This is a genomic window from Kribbella sp. NPDC004536, assembly GCF_042873835.1.
In the GTDB taxonomy this organism is placed as follows: Bacteria; Actinomycetota; Actinomycetes; order Propionibacteriales; family Kribbellaceae; genus Kribbella.
Window position 1 is genome coordinate 442,606 of sequence record NZ_JBIALY010000004.1, and the last position, 18,278, is coordinate 460,883.

Below are 18,278 nucleotides of genomic sequence, written 5' to 3' on the forward strand. Positions count from 1 at the left end.
TTCCTTTGTCTAGGAGGGCCGTCAGCCTGCGATGCGCCGTTGCGCGTCGTCGAGCCGGGCCGCGATGGTTCCGTCGATCACTTCGTCGCCGATGTCCACCCGGACGCCGCCGACCACTCCTCGGTCGACGATGACGTTCAGCTGGATGTCCCGGCCGTACTGCCGTCCGAGCGCTGCCGCCAGCCGGGTGCGCTCCGCCTCGGTCAGGTCGGTGGCCACCCGCACGGTCGCGATGCTGGCGTTCCGCCGGGCCGCCGCGGCGACCTGGTAGGCGCGCATCGAGCCCGCGAAGTTCCGGCCCCGGCCGTCCACGGCCCGCTCGGCCAGCCGCACCGTGGTGGGGTCGGCCTTGCCCTGCAGCAGTCCGCGGATGAGCTCCTGGCGGTGCTCGACCGGGATCGCCCGGTCGCCCAGCTTGTCGGCCAGGGCCCGCTCGGCGGCGACCACCCGGTCCAGCCGGAACAGCTCGTCCTCGACCTCGTCCAGCTTCCGCCGGGTGTCGGCGTAGGCCACCTCGGCCTCGACACTGAGCTGGTCGAGGGCGTCAGCGAGGTCGCGGCCGCTGACCCAGCGACCGGACACCGCGGCGGACAGGACCTCCTGCGCCTGGGCGGAGATCTTGCCGGCGAACAGCTGGCCGGCCAGTGCGGCCTTGGCCTCGGCGGGCCGGGCCGGGTCGGTCAGGGCACGCCGCAGCGCGCCGTTGCCGTCCAGCAACTTGGCGATCGAGAACAGCTCGCTGCCCAGGCCCTCGGCCGGGGCCGCACTCGCCAGGGCCTGCTCGGCCCGGGCGAGTGACTCGTTCGACGCGCCGCGCATCAGCCGTCCGTTCCGACAGCCTGACGAGCCGACTCCGACGCTTCCAGCTCGGCCAGGAAGCGCTCGACGGTGCGGCGCTGACGCGCCTCGTCCTCGAGCGACTCACCGACGATCCGGCCGGCCAGCGTGGTCGCCATGTGGCCGACCTCGCTGCGCAGCGAGGCCACTGCCTGCGCGCGCTCGGCGTCGATCTGGGCCCGCGCGTGCGTGACGATCCGCTCGGCCTCGGCGTTCGCCTGCTCACGCATCTCCGCGATGATCACCGCACCCTGCTCGCGGGCGTCCTCGCGGATCTTCGCAGCCTCCTGCCGGGCCTCGGCCAGCTGCGCGTTGTACTTCTCCAAAGCCGCCTTCGCCTCGGCCTGGGCCTGCTTGGCCGCGTCCATCCCGCCTTCGATCGCCTGGGTCCGATCGGCGTACGCCTTCTCGAACTTGGGAACGACGACCTTGGCGAAGGCGATGGCCAGCAGAACCAGGAAGACGAAGCCGAAGATGATCTCGGCGGTGTGCGGCAGCAGCGGGTTGACCTGCTCACCCTCGGCGGCCAGCGGTAGCACCATCGTCAACATGTCTGAGTCCTGTCAGTCAGTAAAAGGAGTGGGTCAGCCGTTCTTGAAGACGAACGCGAGCGCGATACCGATGATCGCGAGCACCTCGGTGACGCCGAAGCCGATCCAGGCGATCGACTGCAGCTTGCTCTGAGCCTCCGGCTGCCGCGCGGTGCCGTTGATGACCGCCGCGAAGATCAGACCGACGCCAACGCCCGGGCCGATGGCGGCGAGGCCGTAGCCGAGAACGGCGATGTTGCCGCTGATTGCGAGAGCGATGTTGCTCACCATTGCGGTGTTTCCTTTCCGTACGGATAGGGGCTATCCGGCTTTGTTACTACGGGTCAAAGGGGGGTGGTGCGTGTTTCGGGTCAGTGCTCGTCGGCGATGGCGCTGCCGATGTACTGCGCGGTCAGCACCACGAAGATGTAGGCCTGGATGGACTGCACGAACAGCTCCAGCCCGGCGATCGCGATGCCCATGATGAACGTGATGACGCCGACGCCGCCGAGGAAGATCTTCCCGGACTCGAACACCATGTACTCGCCGCCGAGCACGAACACCCCGAGCAGGATGTGGCCGGCGAACATGTTCGCGAACAGCCGCAGGCTCAGCGAGATCGGCCGGACCAGGATGTTCGAGATGAACTCGATCGGGATCATCAGCGGCATCAGCCACAGCGGCACGCCGGCCGGCATGGTCTGGTGCTTGAAGTAGCCCCACAGGCCCTTCTTCTTGATCCCGACCGCGTTGTAGATCACCCAGCTCATCACCGCGGCGACGTAGGCCCAGCCGATGTGGCTGAAGGTCGGGAACTGGATCAACGGGATCGAGCCGGCCACGTTGTTCAGCAGGATGAAGAAGAACAGGCCGCACAGGTACGGCACGTACTTCATGTACTCCTGGCTGCCGATCGCGTCGCGGGCGATCGAGTTCCGGACGAAGTTGTACGCGAGCTCGCCGGTGAACTGCAGCTTGCTCGGCACGATCGCGGCCTTGCGGGACGCACCGTAGAAGAACCAGATGATCACCACGACGGACAGCGCGGCCACCAGCACAGGCTTGGTGAACCAGTCCACGCCGGGGATGATCGGCGGAAGCTCGAAACTCTGGGGACCGGGCGGGGTGAACTCGGTCGGAACGCCGGCAATCACCGGGTCTCCTCTCGCGTCGTGCTCAAGTCGGACGCCTTGTGGCTAAGGGCAGGGCGGCTCAGGGCAGTACAGCTAGGGGGGCGGTCAACAACGTCAGACCCGGTCGAAATCGTAGGGACCGGACCTGAAGTCAGGACCGCGATCCGTACCGGAAGTGCAACATCAAGATGCTCAGGCCGGCACCGATCACGATGCCCACCAGAACCAGGAACTGGGTGCCGAAGAGGCGATCCAGCCCGAACCCGATGCCGCCGTACACCGCGACACCGCCGATCAAGTAGGACAGGACCCGCCAGCCGTCGCCCGCTCCGGGTGATGGCTTCGGATCCTTTTGCTCGCTCATTGGCACCCGAAACGTACCAGTTGGCAACACATCCGGTCACACCGGCACCAGTAATCTCCACCACAGCAGGCGAAACGTTACTCACGGTGCTCATGCCGCTACCTCTTTGTCGAGGTCGTAGATCGGCACCCGGAGCCGGGACCAGGACCAGATCTCGCCGGCCAGCCAGCCGATCACGACCACCATCGCGACCAACCCGAGCACGGTCAGATTCACGTGCTTGGCCAGGGAATCGGAGTTCAGTGCGAGCGCGAGCAGGCCGCCGAAGATCGCGATCCGGCCGGTGTAGCTCGCCATCGCGATCGCGAGCTGCATGGTCGGGCTGGACCGGCGGGACAGGTGCAGCGCGAACAGGCCGGCGCCGGAGAAGACGATCACCATCAGCACTCCGAGCAGTGCGCCCCAGAGACCGGGAAGACCGGCCGCGACCGCCGAGACGGCAGTGGCGTTCACGCCGACGACCAGTGCCGCGACCAGAGCGCCGCGCAGCATCGCCAGCGCCGGGTGCTTGGTTGCTTGTCCGGCGGGTTTCGGGCTGTGGGCCGTAGGAGCCATCTGGTGGTTCCGTCCTGCTGGCGTGCTGGGCTCGCGGCCAGCTCGTCGGGTGGGCGGGGTCAGGGGTGTCGCTGTTATTTGCTGGTGCTTGTGAAAACTAGCACAAAGTCTGCACGGTCAGCAAAACGAGCCCCCTGCCGCTGTACAGCCACACCTTATCGGTAGGCCACACCGACCGCTGGTCTGGTCCCTCTCAGCGCTCTCTCAGACTTTGGCGAGCGGTTTCCGGGAACGCCCCGGAAGACCGGTCGTGAGCAGCACCGCGGTGACCGCGACGGCCAGCACGATCAGCGCCGTCCACCAGTACAGGACCAGGCCGAGGACCACCACGCCGTACGCGATCAGGGCGGTCCACAGGTACATCAGCAGGACGGCGCGGCGGTGCGAGTGGCCGCGCTGCATCAGCCGGTGGTGCAGGTGCTGCTTGTCGGCGGCGAACGGCGAACGGCCGGCCTTGGTACGGCGGATGTACGCCAGGGTCAGGTCCAGCGCGGGGATCGCCAGGATGGCGATTGGCAGCACCAACGGAAGCAGCGCGGGCAGCAGGCTGGAGCCGCCGACCTCGTACGGGACCGCGTTCGGGTCCATCTGGCCGGTCAGGCTGATCGTCGACGCGGCCAGCATCAGGCCGATCAGCAGGGCGCCGGAGTCGCCCATGAAAACCCTTGCGGGGAAGAAGTTGTGCGGCAGGAACCCGAGGCAGGCACCGGCCAGCGCGACCGTGATCAGCGTCGAGGTGGTCGCGCGGTCGAGGTTCTCGTGCACGTTCAGCAGGTACGAGTAGACGAAGAACGCGGTCGCGCCGATCGCGGTCACGCCGGCCGCGAGACCGTCCAGGCCGTCGACGAAGTTGACCGCGTTGCAGGACACCAGCAGGATGCCCGCGGTCAGGACGGCCAGCTGCGCGGGCGACGGCGAGATCACGCCGCCGGGCAGCGGCAGCCAGTACAACTGGATGCCTTGGACAACGAGTACGCCGACCGCGAGCACCTCGCCGGCCAGCTTGGTGATCGCGTCCAGCTCGTACAGGTCGTCGACCACGCCGACCGCGCAGATCACCACGCCGCCGACCAGGATCGCGCGCGCGTCGTGCGCGACCTGCAGGCTGTTGCCGAGGAACGGCAGGTTGCTGGCCACCGCGTACCCGGCGATCAGGCCGCCGAGGATGGACAGGCCGCCGAAGTATGGGATCGGTACCTTGTGCACGTCCCGGGCCCGGACCTTGGCGACCGCGCCGTACCGCATCGCGATCTGCCGGGCGACGCCGGTCAGCAGGAAGGTCGTGGCCATCGCCACGAACAGGACCAGCAGGTACTCGCGCACTAGTCCGCAGGCCTCACATCGGAATCGGTCGTCTTCTCCCCGCCCTCGTTGGACGCCTCGGCCGGCTCTTCGGTTGGCTTCGCTTCGGCCGGCTTCGCTTCGGCCCGCTCTTCGGCGGGCTTCTCGTCTTCGGCCGGCTTCTCGTCCTCGGCCGGCTTCTCGTCCTCGGCGGGCTTCTCGTCCTCGGGCTTCTCGTGCTCCGCGGCCTTCTCGTCTTCGGACGGTTTCTCGTCGGGGTCGGTTGCGACCTCGGGGACGACGGCGCGGAGTTGCTCGAGGGACAGGGCGCCGATCCGGACCACCCGCGGGGTGTCGCCGGTGATGTCGACGATCGTGGACGGCTGTCCGCCGGTCGCCTCGCCGCCGTCGAGGTACACCGCGACCGACTCGCCCAACTGCTCCTCGGCGTCGTACACGTCCAGCGCCGCCGCCTGACCGGACTTGTTCGCCGAGCTGACCGCGAGCGGCCCGGTCCGCGACAGCAGTTCGCGGGTGTTCTCGTGGTCCGGCACCCGCAGCGCGACCGTGCCCTGGGTCTCCCCCAGGTCCCACATCAGCGAGCTCTGCGCGTGGCAGATCACCGTCAGCGGGCCGGGCCAGAACTCCCGGCAGAGTTTGCGCCCGTCCTCCGGTACGTCGGTGGCGAGCGCGTCCAGCGACTCCACCACCGAGATCAGCACCGGCGGCGGCATGTCCCGGCCGCGGCCCTTGGCGTCCAGCAACCGCTGCACGGCGTCGGCCTTGAAGGCGTCGGCGGCGATCCCGTAGACGGTGTCGGTCGGCAGCACGACCAGGTCGCCGGCCTCGATGGCGTCCACCGCTGCGCGGTACGCCGGTGCCAGTTCGTCCCCGGTGAAGTCGAAGCGCTCACTCACGGAGTGAATCGTGCCACTCACCGGGGCCCAGCCTCCAACCGGGTCGTTGCTGACAAACGATTGTCAACTTCCGCGCTGCGCGGGCCCGCTAATCCTTAGGATCCCGTCCATGACTGTGTCGCGTGAGTTCCTGGCCGGGTTGCCGAAAGCCGAGTTGCATGTCCACCACGTCGGGTCCGCGTCGCCGCGGATCGTCGCCGAACTCGCCGCCCGGCATCCCGGCTCGCCGGTGCCGGCCGATCCGGACGCGCTGACCGAGTACTTCAAGTTCAGCGACTTCGCCCACTTCATCGACATCTACCTGTCCGTCGTCGAGCTGATCAAGACGCCCGAGGACGTCCGGCTGCTGACGTACGAGATCGCCCGCGAGATGTCCGAGCAGCAGAACCTGCGGTACGCCGAGCTCACCGTCACGCCGTACACCTCGGTGATCCGCGGCATCCGGGCGGAGGCGTTCTGCGAGGCGATCGAGGACGCCCGGGTCGCGGCCGAGAAGGAGTTCGGCCTGGTGCTGCGGTGGATCTTCGACATCTCCGGTGAGGACGGGATCCCGGGCGCCGACGAGACGCTGCGGATCGCGACGAAGATCCGCCCGGACGGGCTGATCGGGTTCGGGCTCGGCGGGCCGGAGATCGGCGTACCGCGGCCGCAGTTCCAGCCGCACTTCGAGGCGGCGGTCGCGGCCGGGCTGCACAGCCTGCCGCACGCCGGCGAGACCACCGGTCCGCAGACGATCTGGGACGCGCTGCGGGTGCTGAAGGCGGAGCGGATCGGCCACGGTACGTCGACGATGCAGGACCCGGCGCTGGTCGACTACCTGGGCGAGCACCGGATCCCGCTGGAGGTCAGCCCGACGTCCAACATCGCCACCCGCGCGGTCGAGTCGTACGAGGTGCACCCGCTGCGCGCGATGGTCGACGCCGGTCTGGTGGTGACGATCAACTCCGACGACCCGCCGATGTTCGGTACCGACCTGACCAACGAGTACGCCGTCGCCGCCCGGCTGCTGGACCTCGACGAGGCCGGGATCGGCGAGCTGGCGAAGACCGCGGTCCGGGAGTCGTTCGCCGAAGACTCGGTGAAGGCCGAGATCGTGTCCGAGATCGACACTTACCTGGGTCAGTACGCCAGGTAGCTGCCAAACTGTCCTGCGTGACCGACGACCTGCGGCTCGACCTGCTCGGACCGCTGCGCGGTTGGGTGGGCGACCGCGGGATCGAGCTCGGGCCACTGCGTCAGCAGGCGCTCCTGGCGGTTCTCGCACTGCGCACGAACCAGGTGCTGTCCGCGGACGAGTTGGTCGAGCTGGTGTGGAACGACGCACCACCCGGCAGTGGGTCGCGCATCGTGGCGCCGTACGTGTACCGCTTGCGACAGCTGCTGCCGAAGGGCGTGCTGGTCAGCTCGCGGGAGGGGTACAGCCTGCGGCTCGGCGCGTTGGACGTGGCGCGGTTCGAGGAGCTCGTCAGCGCGGCGCATGCGACCGACGACCTCGACGTACGGGCAGCTCGGCTGGCGGAAGCCCTTGCACTGTTCAAAGGCGAGCCGTTGGCCGGGCTGCCCGGGCACTACCTCGGCGTCGAGCGGCTGCGACTGGCGGAGAGGCGGCTCAACGTGCTCGCGGAGCGGATCGAGGCGGACCTGGAGCGCGGGCGGTACGGCGACCTCGTGCCGGAGCTGGTCGCGCTGGTCGAGGCGGACCTGCTGCGGGAGCAGTTCGCCGGGCAGCTCATGCTGGCGTACTGGCGGAGCGGGCGGAGTTCTCAGGCGCTGGAGACCTACGCGCGCACCCGGCAGGAGCTGATCGATCAGCTCGGTGTCGAGCCCGGCCCGGCGTTGCGGGCGATCCACGAACGCATCCTGCGCAACGACGAGCAGCTGGCGCGTCCTGCGGTACGCGACGAGCTGCCGTACGACGGTGCCGCGTTCGTCGGCCGCGACGCCGTACTGCAGCAGGTGGTCCGCGCACTCAGTACGGAAGGCCCTGCGGTCGTGGCGATCGACGGTATGGCTGGTGTGGGCAAGACCGCGCTGGCTGTGCGTGCTGCACGTCAGCTGGCGGACGTGTATCCGGACGGACGGCTCTTCATCGATCTGCACGGCTACACGCCCGGCCACGAGCCTGTGTCGGCCCTGCATGCGCTGGATCGCTTGCTGCGCACACTGTCCGTTCCGGCGGACCGCATACCCGCGGACCTCGAGGAGCGCGCCGCTCTGTGGCGTTCTGAGCTGTCCAGGCGCCGCATCCTCGTGGTACTCGACAACGCACCTGACAGCGCGGCAGTGGTGCCGTTGCTGGCCGGTAGTCCGCGGTGTGGCGTCCTGGTGACGAGCAGGCGGCAGCTGACCGGACTGGATGCCACCGCGCGGCTCGCACTCGACGTACTGGACCCTGCCGATGCGCAGCAGCTGCTGTCGGAGATCGTTGGACCAGAGAGGACGGCCGACCCCGCCGCGGCGGCGCGGGTGGTGAGCCAGTGCGGCCATCTCCCGTTGGCGATCCGGGTGGCCGGCTCGCGGCTGCGGCACCGGCCGAGCTGGACGGTCGAGCATCTGAGCAGGAGGCTCGAGGTCCGGCGGTTGGCCGAGCTCAGTACCGACAGCGGAGGGGTCTCCCCCGCATTCGCCTTGTCGTACAAGCACCTGCCACCGGATCAGCAGCGGCTGTTCCGGCTGCTCGGTGCGATGACGGGGCAGGACATCTCGCCGTACGCGGCCGCGGCTTTGGCCCAGGTGGACGTGTTCGAGGCCGAGGACCTCCTTGAGCAGTTGGTTGACGCCAATCTGCTGCTACAGCTGCGTCCTGGCCGTTTCCAGTTCCACGACCTGCTGAGGCAGTACGCACGGACGCTGCCGGCGGAACCGGACGCAGTACGGCGGCTGCTCGACTACTACCTTCATGCGACGGCGGCCGCCAGTACTGCCATCTTCAGCAGTCAACTGCAACCACTGCCGGAGCCCGCGCCGGTGCGGTTGCCGGAGTTCGCGTCGGCGGCGGACGGTCTGGAGTGGATCGACAGCGAGGGTGCGAACGTGCTGGCGACGATCCGGTTCGCGGCGTCGAGCGGTGCGGTCGAGCACGCGTGGCGGCTCGGTCTGTCGGTCGCTTCGTGCTTCTTCCAGCGCAGGCAGGTCGACGAGATGGAAGAAGCGCTGGAGCTGGCGCTGCGGGCCGCACCGGATGCGTCGACGCGAGCGCGGGTGTTGTTGTCGATCGGCAGCCTCGGGCGGTACCGCCGGGGCGCGGAGGCCAGTCTGCGTACGCTGCAGGAGGCCCGCGAGTTGCTGGCTGACGACGCGGACCTGGTACTGCGGGCACGGCTGCTCGCGTCGATCGGGTACAGCCTGGCGAAGCTCCGGCCGGACCTCGAAGCGATCGCTGTGCTGCAGGAAGCTCTGGAGGTTGCACGGCGGTCCGGTGCGGTCGACATCGCGTCCCGCGTGCTGGCGTACATCGGGGTGACGTACGGCGACCGCAGGGAGTTTGCGGAGGCGCTGACGGCGTACGAGGAGTCGCTGGCGCTCGGGGATCCCGCCGTACGGGCGGAGGTGCTCAACGGGATCGGCGAATGCCTGCTGGAGCTCGACCGCGTGGACGAAGCTCTGGCTGCGCTCACGACGGCTCGGGACCTCGGTGTGGAGCGTAGGGCGGACTACAGCCTCATCTACACGTATGCATTCCTTGGTACGGCGTATGCGCGGCAGAAGCAGTGGGTGGAGGCACTCGATGTCGGGCGCAGGTCGTTGGCGCTCGCGTTGGAGAGTGACTCGAAGCAGTCGCAACAGAACGCGCACCTGCGGCTTGCGGAAACCCTGCTGAACAAGGGAGATCTCACACAAGCCCGTCCCCATTTCGCACGCGCTCTGGAGCTGGCACTGGCTGAGGGACCAGAGGCGAACGTGCAGCGTGCAGCCGACGGCCTGGAGCGAACCAGTCTTTGACATGTGGTTCCCTGGGTCGATGCGGAGAGTCTGTGTGACGGTAGCCGTCGTACTGCTGGCCCTGTCGGCCTGCAGCGACAAGCCGGCACCTGCCGCCGCACCACCTCCTCCTACGACAGCACACCCCAGCCCCACTCCACCGCCTGCACCTAACGGGCTGCCACGGGGTGGGCGCGTGCTGTTCCCGAAGTACCAGCTGGTCGCGTACGTCGGGCTGCCCGGCTCTCCTGCGCTTGGACCGCTCGACAAGGATCTTGACGCAAAGGCGGCCAAGCTGGAGACCCTGTCCCGCGCGTACGCGGCTGGTCGGACACCGCAGCCTGTGCTGGAACTGATCGCGGTGGTCGCACGCGGTTCCCGTGGCAAGGACGGGCTGTACCGCGGGCGACTGGACGACTCCAAGATCGAGCAGTACCTGGCGGTCGCGCGGAAGTACAAGATGCTGCTCCTGCTCGACATCCAGCCCGGGCGGGCCAAGATCCTGCCCGAGGTGAAGCGGCTCGAGCGGTGGCTGAAGGAGCCGGACGTCGGGCTCGCGTTCGATCCCGAGTGGGCCGTCGGCCCGACGCAGGTGCCGGGCAGGGTGTTCGGGCATACGACGGGCGCCGAACTCGACAGTATCGCGGCCTACCTGTCCGGGCTGGTCACGGCTCATCAGCTGCCCGAGAAGGCGTTCGTGTTCCACCAACTGTCGACGAGGATCGTCAGCGACGAGGCTGCTCTGAAGCCGCATCCCGGCGTCGTGACGATCAAGTCGGTCGACGGGATCGGCGCCCGCAAGGACAAACTCAAGACCTGGGCAAAGCTCACCACAAACCTGCCACCGGCCGTCCACACCGGCTTCAAACTCTTCTACACCGAAGACACCCGCCACGGCCCACTGATGACCCCCACCCAAGTCCTGTCCTTGAAGCCACACCCGGAACTGGTGGTCTACGAATGATCTCGATCGCCTTCGCCAACGTCGCGGGCGGCCGGCTCGTCGGCGCGGACGGGTATGTCGACGCCGACCGGACGGCGGACTTCGGGCGGGCGCTCGTGGGTCTTCGTCCCGACGTACTCGTCGTCACCGAGCTGGATGTCCGGAGCGATCAGCTGGAGCGGCTGGGTACGGCGGCGATGCCGGGCCAGAAGCTGTCGTACGCGCAGCAGGACTTCTCGGATTCCCACATCCCGGGAGTGGAGCGGCTGGGAGTCGGCATCGCGTCGGCGTACCCGTTGACGGAGTTGCCGCGGATCGACCTGCCGGCTCCCCCGATCGACTTCCTGCATTGGCGGACAGGCGCAGGGATGGATCCGCATCCGAAGGGGTTCGTGGTCGCGCGGACCGAGTTCGGGCTGGACATCGTCGGTGGTCAGGTATGCCCGATCCACATGTTTCGCAGCGCCGTGGGAGTCGGGTACACGTACCGGGAGGGTGTGGGGCACGCGTACGGCCTGGAGCTGGCGGCGCACCTGAGGCAGGAGCTCGACGGGCGGGGCGTACGGCGGGCGGTCGTCGCGGGTGACCTGAACATGCCGAACCCGCGGGAGTTCTTCGGTGAGCGACTCGGACTGGTGGACGCGTTCGGCGATCCGCCACCGCCGACCACACCTGACGGACGGTCGATCGACCGGTTGTTCTCCACCCCGGAGCTGGTCGCCCGCGAGGTCGAGGTCGTCCAGCTTCCCGGAGCGGACCACCACCTCGTCGTCTGCCGTGTCGACCGCCGACCGTCCGCTGGGCCGCCGGTCGGCCGTATCCGCGAGCAGGACATCCGCCGGCCTCCTGTTCGCCCCGCTCCCCGGCGAGGTTTGTCGCGCGGCTGAAGCTGCAGTCAGATGCGGCGGCCGGTTGCGAATCTGTGGCGGCCGGCTAGGTCCAGTTGGTCGCGGACTTCGGTGAAGAGGCCGGTGGCGGCGAAGACCGCGGGGGCCGACTCGCCTTGGACGTCCGCGTGCTCGCAGGCGAACCAGCCGCCGGGCTTCAGGAGCCGACCGGCTGTGGCGGCGACCACCTTGATCTCGTCTAGGCCGTCGTCGCCGGACCACAGTGCGAGCGCCGGATCGTGGTCGCGTACCTCGGCGGTCACGGATTCCCAGGCGGTCAACGGGATGTACGGCGGGTTCGAGATGACCGCGTCCACCTGGCCGTCGAGCTCCGGCAGGCAGCCGTCGATGTCGCCCTCGTGCAGGATCGCCCCGGTACCTTCCAGGTTCCGCCGAGCCCACATCACCGCGTCCGCCGACAACTCGACGGCATGCACCGTACTGTCCGGCCGCTCGGTCGCCACGGCTCCCGCGATCGCACCCGACCCGCTGCACAGATCAACCACGAGCGGGTTCCGGACGCGGGCGATCCGCTCGAGGATCCACCCGACCATCACCTCGGTCTCCGGCCGCGGCACGAACACCCCCGGCCCGACCGCCAACTCCCGGTACCGGAACGCGGCCGTCCCCGTCAGATGCTGCAACGGCTCCCGACCCACCCGCCGCCCGACCAGTTCCTCGAACCGCGCCCGCTCGTCCCCCGTCGGCTCCCGCAGCATCATCCGGCTGGACCCGGTAACAAACGCAAGCAACTCGGCGGCGTCGAACTCGGGAGAAGCCACCCCCGCCTCGCGCAGCCGTTCGGCCGCCTCGGCGACCAGCAACTTCACAGTCACTGGGAGTCGACAGCCTCGAGGCGGGCGGCCAGGTCGGCGTCGGTGAGGGCCTTGATGACTGGTTCGAGGTCTCCGCCCAGTACCTGGTCGAGGTTGTGTGCCTTGTAGCCGACCCGGTGGTCGGAGAAGCGGTTCTCCGGGAAGTTGTACGTACGCACCCGCTCCGACCGGTCCACCGTACGGATCTGCGAGCGCCGCGCGTCCGACGCCTCCTGGTCCGCCGCCTCCTGCGCGGCCGCCAGCAAGCGCGCACGCAGGACCCGCATCGCCTGCTCACGGTTCTGCAGCTGGGACTTCTCGTTCTGCATCGACACCACGATCCCGGTCGGCAGGTGCGTGATCCGGACGGCGGAGTCGGTCGTGTTCACGCTCTGCCCACCCGGCCCGGACGACCGGAACACGTCGATCCGCAGGTCGTTCGGGTCGATCTCGACATCGACGTCCTCAGCTTCCGGCAGCACCAGTACGCCGGCCGCGGACGTGTGGATCCGCCCCTGCGACTCGGTCACCGGTACCCGCTGCACCCGGTGCACGCCGCCTTCGAACTTCAGCTTCGCGTACGGCGCCTCGCCGGGCTCCGGCGTACCCTTCGCCTTCACCGCGACCGTGATCGACTTGTACCCGCCGAGGTCGGACTCGGCCGAGTCGAGCACCTCGGTCTTCCAGTTCTGCGTCTCGGCGTACTTCAGGTACATCTTCAGCAGGTCGCCCGCGAACAGCGCGGACTCGTCGCCGCCCTCGCCGGCCTTGATCTCGAGGATCGCGTCCTTGTCGTCGTTGGGGTCCCGCGGTACGAGCAACGTCTGCAGCCGCTCCGCGAGCTCCTCGCGGCGGCCGGTCAGCCGCGTGGCCTCCTCGGCGAACGCCGGGTCCTCGGCCGCGAGCTCACGCGCCGCCTCGATGTCGTCGCCGGTCTGCAGCCACTCGTCGTACGTCCGCACGACCGGCGCGAGCGCGGCGTACCGCTTGCCGACCCGGCGGGCGTTGGCCTGGTCGGAGTGCAGCTCCGGCTCCGACATCTGCCGCTCCAGCTCGGCGTACTCCGCCTTCAGCGTCTCCACTGCCTCGAACATGCCGCACTCCTCCCTTCAGTTACGAACAAACGCCCGCGCCGCGCAAGGGGGTGCGGTGGCGAAGCCCCCGCCCGCGGCAAGCGGAGCGCAGCCGCACAACACGCGAAAGCGAGGCGGCCTGCGCTGTCCGCAGGCACACCTCGCCCAGAGCTTTCGCCGCTACTTCTTGGCGTACCGCTTCTCGAAGCGGGCGACGCGGCCACCGGTGTCGAGAATCTTCTGCTTGCCGGTGTAGAAGGGGTGGCACTGCGAGCACACGTCGGCGTGGATGACGCCGTTCTCCGCGGTCGAGCGCGTGGTGAACGTGGCGCCACAGGTGCAGGTCACCTTGGTCTCGACGTACGTCGGGTGGATATCAGCCTTCACAACAAGTCTCCTAGGAAGTATCAAGCGTCCCGGGTCGCCCGCACGGTGCGAACGTGAACCGGAACCGACAGACCAGTTTGCCACCCGGAGGCGGCAAACTGGTAATCGAGGTCGATCAGTCGCCGTTGGTGGTGCTGTGCGTCGTACCGGTCGACGGGGTGGTCTTGTTCACCTGGAGCAGGAACTCGATGTTCGACTTGCTCTCCTTGAGCTTGCCGATCAGGAGCTCGAGTGCGGCCTGGCCGTCGAGCGCGGACAGCACCCGGCGGAGCTTCCAGACCACCTGGGTCTCGTCCTTGGACATCAGCAGTTCCTCGCGGCGGGTGCCGGAGGCGACCACGTCGATCGCCGGGAAGATCCGCCGGTCGGCGAACTCGCGGCGCAGCCGGAGCTCCATGTTGCCGGTGCCCTTGAACTCCTCGAAGATCACCTCGTCCATCTTCGAGCCGGTCTCGATCAGCGCCGTCGCGAGGATGGTCAGCGAACCGCCGTCCTCGATGTTGCGGGCCGCACCGAAGAACCGCTTCGGCGGGTACAGCGCGGACGAGTCCACACCACCGGACAGGATCCGGCCGCTGGCCGGCGCCGCGATGTTGTACGCGCGGCCGAGCCGGGTGATCGAGTCGAGCAGTACGACGACGTCGTGCCCGAGCTCCACCAGCCGCTTGGCCCGCTCGATCGCCAGCTCCGCGACCGTGGTGTGGTCGTCGGCCGGCCGGTCGAACGTCGAGGCGATCACCTCGCCCTTGACCGTGCGCTGCATGTCGGTGACCTCTTCGGGCCGCTCGTCCACCAGCACGACCATCAGGTGTACTTCAGGGTTGTTCGTGGTGATCGCGTTCGCGAGCGCCTGCAGCACCATCGTCTTACCGGCCTTCGGCGGGGAGACGATCAGGCCGCGCTGACCTTTGCCGATCGGGCTGACGATGTCGACGATCCGGGTAGTGAGGATGCCCGGCTCGGTCTCCAGCCGGAGCCGCTCGGTCGCGTACAGCGGGGTGAGCTTGTTGAAGTCCTGGCGCTGCTTGGCGATCTCCGGGTCCGCACCGTTCACGGTGTCGATCCGGACCAGCGGGTTGAACTTCTCCTTGCGCTCGCCCTCCTGCGGCTGCTTCACCGCGCCGGTGATCGCGTCACCCTTGCGCAGGCCGTAGCGCTTCACCATCGACAGCGCGACGTACACGTCGTTCGGGCCGGGCAGGTAGCCGCTGGTCCGGACGAACGCGTAGTTGTCGAGTACGTCGAGGATGCCGGCCGCGGGGACCAGGACGTCGTCCTCGGTGATCGTCGGCTCGGCGTCGTACCGGTCGCCGCGGCCACGGCTGCGGGTGTTGTCCCGGCCGCTGTCGCGACCACTGTCACGCCCGCCGTCCCGGCCACCGTCACGACCACCGTCACGACCACCGTCACGGCCGGTCTGGCCGTCGCGGTTCCGGTCCCGGTCGCGTCCGCGGCGGCGCCGGCGACGGCCCTCGCCTTCCTCGCCCCGGTCGGTGTTCTGGTCCTGGCGGTCCTGGCGGTTCCGCTGGTTGTCACCGCGGTTGTCGCCCCGGCTGTCAGGCCGGTTGTCAGCGCGACCGTCGGTGCGGTTGTCGGTGCGGTTGTCGGTGCGGTTGTCGGAACGGTTGTCGGAACGGTTGTCCCGGCCCTGGCTGTCGCGGTTCTGCTCGCGGTTGCCGTCGCGCTGACCGTCCCGGTTGTTGTCCCGGTTCTGGTTGTCACGGCTCCGGTTGCTGTTCCGGTCGCGGTTGCGGCCCTGGTTCTCGCCCCGGTCGTCGCGCTCGTCGGGCTGGACCGCACCGTTCTGCGCGGCCGGCTCCGGCTGGGTCTGCTTCGCCGCGGGCGCTTCGACGGCGGCCTCGGGGGCAGCACCGTTCTGCCGGGCGTCGTGCTGCGGGGCCTCGCTCCGGCCCTCGTCCTGCGCCTCGTTCTGCGCCTCGTTCTGGGGGGCCGCGTCCTTCTGCGCGGCGGCGCGGGTCCGGCGACTGCCGCCCTCGCGCTTGGCCGGCGCCTCGGCGGTCTTCGCCGGCGCCTCGGCAACCTCGTCCAGCGTCGGCTGCGTCGCCTTCGCCCGGCTGCCGGTAGAGCCGCCCGCGGAGGAACCCGCTTGAGCGGCCTTGATCGCCTCGATCAGCTGGCCCTTGCGCAGTGCGCCGGTGCCCTTGATGCCGAGCGTCCCGGCGAGCTGCTTGAGCTCGGGGAGCAGCATGCCCTCGAGGCCGCCACCAGCTTTCCGGCGACGCGTGGCGGTGGTGGCCGCTGCGTCTGCTCCGCTGGAGGCTTCAACAGTTTCTGTCACGTGAGGTCCTTCCCACACGGATCGTCGAAGGCCTGCACGGCACATCGACCAGTTTCATTCCACCCACGGCCACACAACGGGCACGCGGGGTACAGGAGGTCTCTCGTTCGATCTGAGTCCCCCCGGACATCTCCGACGCAGGCGGCGTCAGGTCACATCCACAGGAGGGTCGCCACACAACACAGGGTGCCGGGAGCACAGCCCGGATCGTGACGAGAGCACGCCGACCACCTGGAGGGGATCGGGTGAGTCGAGACTAGCACCACAACAGGTCCTTCTGCCGACTCAAGGGGTACAGCGCGTGTCCGGGACCCGGCATTCCCCGCGTCAGCCCGCCTCCATCGACCAGACCTGTACGCCGACTGGATCGATCCCCAGCTCGTACTTCGTCCAGCCGTCCGGAGCGTCCGGCGTACCGCGGAAAAACGTGCCCTGACCTGCGCTTTTGCCGTCGTCGGCGCCCAGTACGGCGACCGTCGGGCCGGCGCCGCTGACGATCGCGGCGAGACCGCTGCCGCGCAGTTTGTGCACCAGCGCGAGGCTCTCCGGCATGGCGGGTTCGCGGTACTCCTGGTGCAGCCGGTCCTCGGTCGCGGTGAGCAGCAACTCGGGCCGTCCGGTGAGGGCGGCGACGAGCAACGCGGCCTTGCCGGCGTTTGCCGCGGCGTCGGTGTGGGAAACAACGCCCGGCAGCAGCCCGCGCGCCTCCTTGGTGAGCACGCGGTTGTCCGGTACGTATGCGACCACAGCAGTTCCCGCCGCCGGTTCGAGCTTCACCGCGTGGCCGGTTTCTCCTTCACTCCAAGCGATAGCGAACGCTCCGAGTGCGGCCGCGGCGACGTTGTCGGGGTGCCCCTCGATCTCGTTCGCCAGTACGACGAGACGCTCGCGGTCGAGCTGCTCGCCGGCCAGCGCGTACGCCGCCGCGAGGCCGCCGACGATCGCGGCGGACGAGGACCCGAGCCCACGCCCGTGCGGGATCCGGTTCTCACACCGCAACGTGAATCCGGGCACCGAAGCCTTCAAGGCCTCCAGCCCCGCCCGGATCGACCGCACCACCAGATGCGACTCGTCCAGCGGTACTTCGCCCTCACCGCACCCAGTGACCTGCACCGTCACCCCGGACCCACCCGGCGTCACCACCAGGTCGTCGTACAACGTCAGCGCCAACCCGAACGCATCAAACCCCGGTCCCAGATTCGCACTCGTAGCCGGCACCCGAACCCGAACCTGATCACACGGCTTGCGTCCAGCCTCGGCCTCGGCCATCTCAGGCCAGTCCGGCGATGCGGGCGACCGCGTCGGTGTCGGCCGGTGTCACCGGGGGTTCTTCGAACGTCACGTGGTTGAGGGCCGTGTCGATGTCTTTCAGGCCGTGGCCGGTGACGGTGATGACGACGGTGGAGCCGCCGGGGAGTTCGCCGTTGGACTTGGCCAGCAGGAGACCCGCGACACCGGCCGCGGAGGCAGGCTCGACGAAGACACCCTCGCGGGCAGCCAGCTCGCGCTGGGCATCGAGGATCTGCTCGTCGGTGACCAGGTCGATCTTGCCGCCGGACTCGTCCCGCGCGGCCTCGGCCAGCGTCCACGACGCCGGATTCCCGACCCGGATCGCCGTGGCCGCGGTCTCCGGCTTCTCGACGATCCTGCCGCGCACGATCGGCGCCGCGCCCTCGGCCTGGAAGCCCCACATCTTCGGCGTGCGAGTCGCGAGCTTGTCCTTGGCGTACTCCTGGTACCCCTTCCAGTACGCCGCGATGTTGCCGGCGTTCCCGACCGGCAGCAGATGCAGATCCGGCGCGTCACCGAGCGCGTCGCACACCTCGAACGAGGCCGTCTTCTGCCCCTCGAGCCGTACGGGGTTCACCGAGTTCACCAGCGCGACCGGGTAGTTCTTGCCGAGCTCCCGCACGATCCGCAGGCAGTCGTCGAACCCGCCGTCGATCTGCACCAGCTTCGCGCCGTGTACGACCGCCTGCGCGAGCTTGCCCTTCGCGATCCGCCCGGCCGGAATCACGACCAGCGGCAACATCCCCGCGCGGACGGCGTACGCCGCGGCCGACGCGGAGGTGTTACCGGTCGACGCACACACCACGGCCTTGTCACCCGCCTGCGCCGCCAGCGAGATCGCGACCGTCATCCCGCGGTCCTTGAACGAGCCGGTCGGGTTGTTGCCCTCGACCTTCAGCCACACCTCGCAGCCGGTCTGCTCGCTCAGCCACTGCGCGGCCACCAGCGGCGTCCCGCCCTCGCCGAGCGTGACCACCGGCGTGTCCGCCGACACGGGAAGCCGGTCTCTGTACTCCTCGATCACGCCACGCCACTGGTGCACCATT

Annotated in this window: 18 protein-coding genes; 4 read left to right on the forward strand and 14 right to left on the reverse strand. The window is 68.9% G+C overall.

All coding sequences use genetic code 11. From position 1 onward, the window contains the following. Window positions 1-21: 21 nt before the first annotated feature. The 8 genes from ACFYRU_RS35320 to ACFYRU_RS35355 all read right to left on the reverse strand — a co-directional run bounded on the left by ACFYRU_RS35320 (window position 22) and on the right by ACFYRU_RS35355 (window position 5,617). Window positions 22-819, reverse strand: a complete 798-nt coding sequence (locus ACFYRU_RS35320; RefSeq protein ID WP_387667134.1) for a F0F1 ATP synthase subunit delta — start codon at window positions 817-819, stop codon at window positions 22-24. After that, the gene (locus ACFYRU_RS35325) at window positions 819-1,388 is read right to left on the reverse strand and encodes a F0F1 ATP synthase subunit B (RefSeq protein WP_387667136.1); all 570 of its coding nucleotides are present in this window, start codon (window positions 1,386-1,388) and stop codon (window positions 819-821) included. The genes ACFYRU_RS35320 and ACFYRU_RS35325 overlap by 1 nt, the downstream gene beginning before the upstream one ends. A gap of 33 nt (window positions 1,389-1,421) precedes the next feature. Beyond that, window positions 1,422-1,658, reverse strand: coding sequence for an ATP synthase F0 subunit C (gene atpE, locus ACFYRU_RS35330; protein WP_387667138.1), 237 nt, complete (start codon window positions 1,656-1,658; stop codon window positions 1,422-1,424). Window positions 1,659-1,738: 80 nt separating this feature from the next. After that, entirely contained in the window at window positions 1,739-2,521 is a 783-nt protein-coding gene (gene atpB, locus ACFYRU_RS35335) for a F0F1 ATP synthase subunit A (RefSeq protein ID WP_387667141.1), read from the reverse strand. Window positions 2,522-2,651: 130 nt separating this feature from the next. Further along, on the reverse strand, window positions 2,652-2,864 hold the full coding sequence (locus tag ACFYRU_RS35340) for a hypothetical protein (protein WP_387667144.1): 213 nt from the start codon (window positions 2,862-2,864) through the stop codon (window positions 2,652-2,654). 90 nt (window positions 2,865-2,954) lie between these two features. Then, window positions 2,955-3,419 carry a hypothetical protein gene (locus ACFYRU_RS35345; RefSeq protein WP_387667146.1) on the reverse strand — a complete coding sequence of 155 codons (465 nt, stop codon included), beginning with the start codon at window positions 3,417-3,419 and terminating at the stop codon, window positions 2,955-2,957. A gap of 204 nt (window positions 3,420-3,623) precedes the next feature. After that, complete coding sequence (locus ACFYRU_RS35350) at window positions 3,624-4,742, reverse strand: glycosyltransferase family 4 protein (RefSeq protein WP_387667149.1); 1,119 nt, start codon at window positions 4,740-4,742, stop codon at window positions 3,624-3,626. Continuing rightward, window positions 4,742-5,617: an L-threonylcarbamoyladenylate synthase gene (locus ACFYRU_RS35355; RefSeq protein WP_387667151.1), complete on the reverse strand. Its 876-nt coding sequence runs from the start codon at window positions 5,615-5,617 to the stop codon at window positions 4,742-4,744. The genes ACFYRU_RS35350 and ACFYRU_RS35355 overlap by 1 nt, the downstream gene beginning before the upstream one ends. A gap of 109 nt (window positions 5,618-5,726) precedes the next feature. Between ACFYRU_RS35355 and ACFYRU_RS35360 the strand changes: the two genes are divergently transcribed. The 4 genes from ACFYRU_RS35360 (at window position 5,727) to ACFYRU_RS35375 (ending at window position 11,368) form a co-directional block, all read left to right on the forward strand. Then, window positions 5,727-6,752: an adenosine deaminase gene (locus ACFYRU_RS35360; protein ID WP_387667153.1), complete on the forward strand. Its 1,026-nt coding sequence runs from the start codon at window positions 5,727-5,729 to the stop codon at window positions 6,750-6,752. A gap of 17 nt (window positions 6,753-6,769) precedes the next feature. Beyond that, window positions 6,770-9,559 (forward strand): BTAD domain-containing putative transcriptional regulator, encoded by a 2,790-nt coding sequence (locus ACFYRU_RS35365; RefSeq protein ID WP_387667155.1) that lies wholly within the window; start codon window positions 6,770-6,772, stop codon window positions 9,557-9,559. A 175-nt stretch (window positions 9,560-9,734) separates the two neighbouring features. Then, window positions 9,735-10,502, forward strand: a complete 768-nt coding sequence (locus ACFYRU_RS35370; protein WP_387667158.1) for a hypothetical protein — start codon at window positions 9,735-9,737, stop codon at window positions 10,500-10,502. Beyond that, window positions 10,499-11,368 (forward strand): endonuclease/exonuclease/phosphatase family protein, encoded by an 870-nt coding sequence (locus ACFYRU_RS35375; RefSeq protein ID WP_387667160.1) that lies wholly within the window; start codon window positions 10,499-10,501, stop codon window positions 11,366-11,368. Before ACFYRU_RS35370 ends, ACFYRU_RS35375 begins: the two co-directional genes overlap by 4 nt. An 8-nt stretch (window positions 11,369-11,376) precedes the next feature. On the opposite strand, the gene prmC is transcribed toward ACFYRU_RS35375, so the two are convergent. From prmC to thrC, 6 genes are all read right to left on the reverse strand, one after another. Continuing rightward, window positions 11,377-12,204 carry a peptide chain release factor N(5)-glutamine methyltransferase gene (prmC, locus tag ACFYRU_RS35380; protein WP_387667162.1) on the reverse strand — a complete coding sequence of 276 codons (828 nt, stop codon included), beginning with the start codon at window positions 12,202-12,204 and terminating at the stop codon, window positions 11,377-11,379. Then, the gene (gene prfA / locus ACFYRU_RS35385) at window positions 12,201-13,277 is read right to left on the reverse strand and encodes a peptide chain release factor 1 (RefSeq protein WP_387667164.1); all 1,077 of its coding nucleotides are present in this window, start codon (window positions 13,275-13,277) and stop codon (window positions 12,201-12,203) included. Before prfA ends, prmC begins: the two co-directional genes overlap by 4 nt. Window positions 13,278-13,436: 159 nt before the next feature. After that, window positions 13,437-13,643, reverse strand: coding sequence for a 50S ribosomal protein L31 (rpmE, locus tag ACFYRU_RS35390; RefSeq protein WP_387667166.1), 207 nt, complete (start codon window positions 13,641-13,643; stop codon window positions 13,437-13,439). 115 nt (window positions 13,644-13,758) lie between these two features. Continuing rightward, complete coding sequence (gene rho, locus ACFYRU_RS35395) at window positions 13,759-15,942, reverse strand: transcription termination factor Rho (RefSeq protein ID WP_387667169.1); 2,184 nt, start codon at window positions 15,940-15,942, stop codon at window positions 13,759-13,761. A 327-nt stretch (window positions 15,943-16,269) separates the two neighbouring features. Next, window positions 16,270-17,160, reverse strand: coding sequence for a homoserine kinase (thrB, locus tag ACFYRU_RS35400; RefSeq protein ID WP_387667171.1), 891 nt, complete (start codon window positions 17,158-17,160; stop codon window positions 16,270-16,272). A 52-nt stretch (window positions 17,161-17,212) separates the two neighbouring features. Further along, window positions 17,213-18,277: a threonine synthase gene (thrC, locus tag ACFYRU_RS35405; protein ID WP_387667173.1), complete on the reverse strand. Its 1,065-nt coding sequence runs from the start codon at window positions 18,275-18,277 to the stop codon at window positions 17,213-17,215. Window position 18,278: the final 1 nt, after the last annotated feature.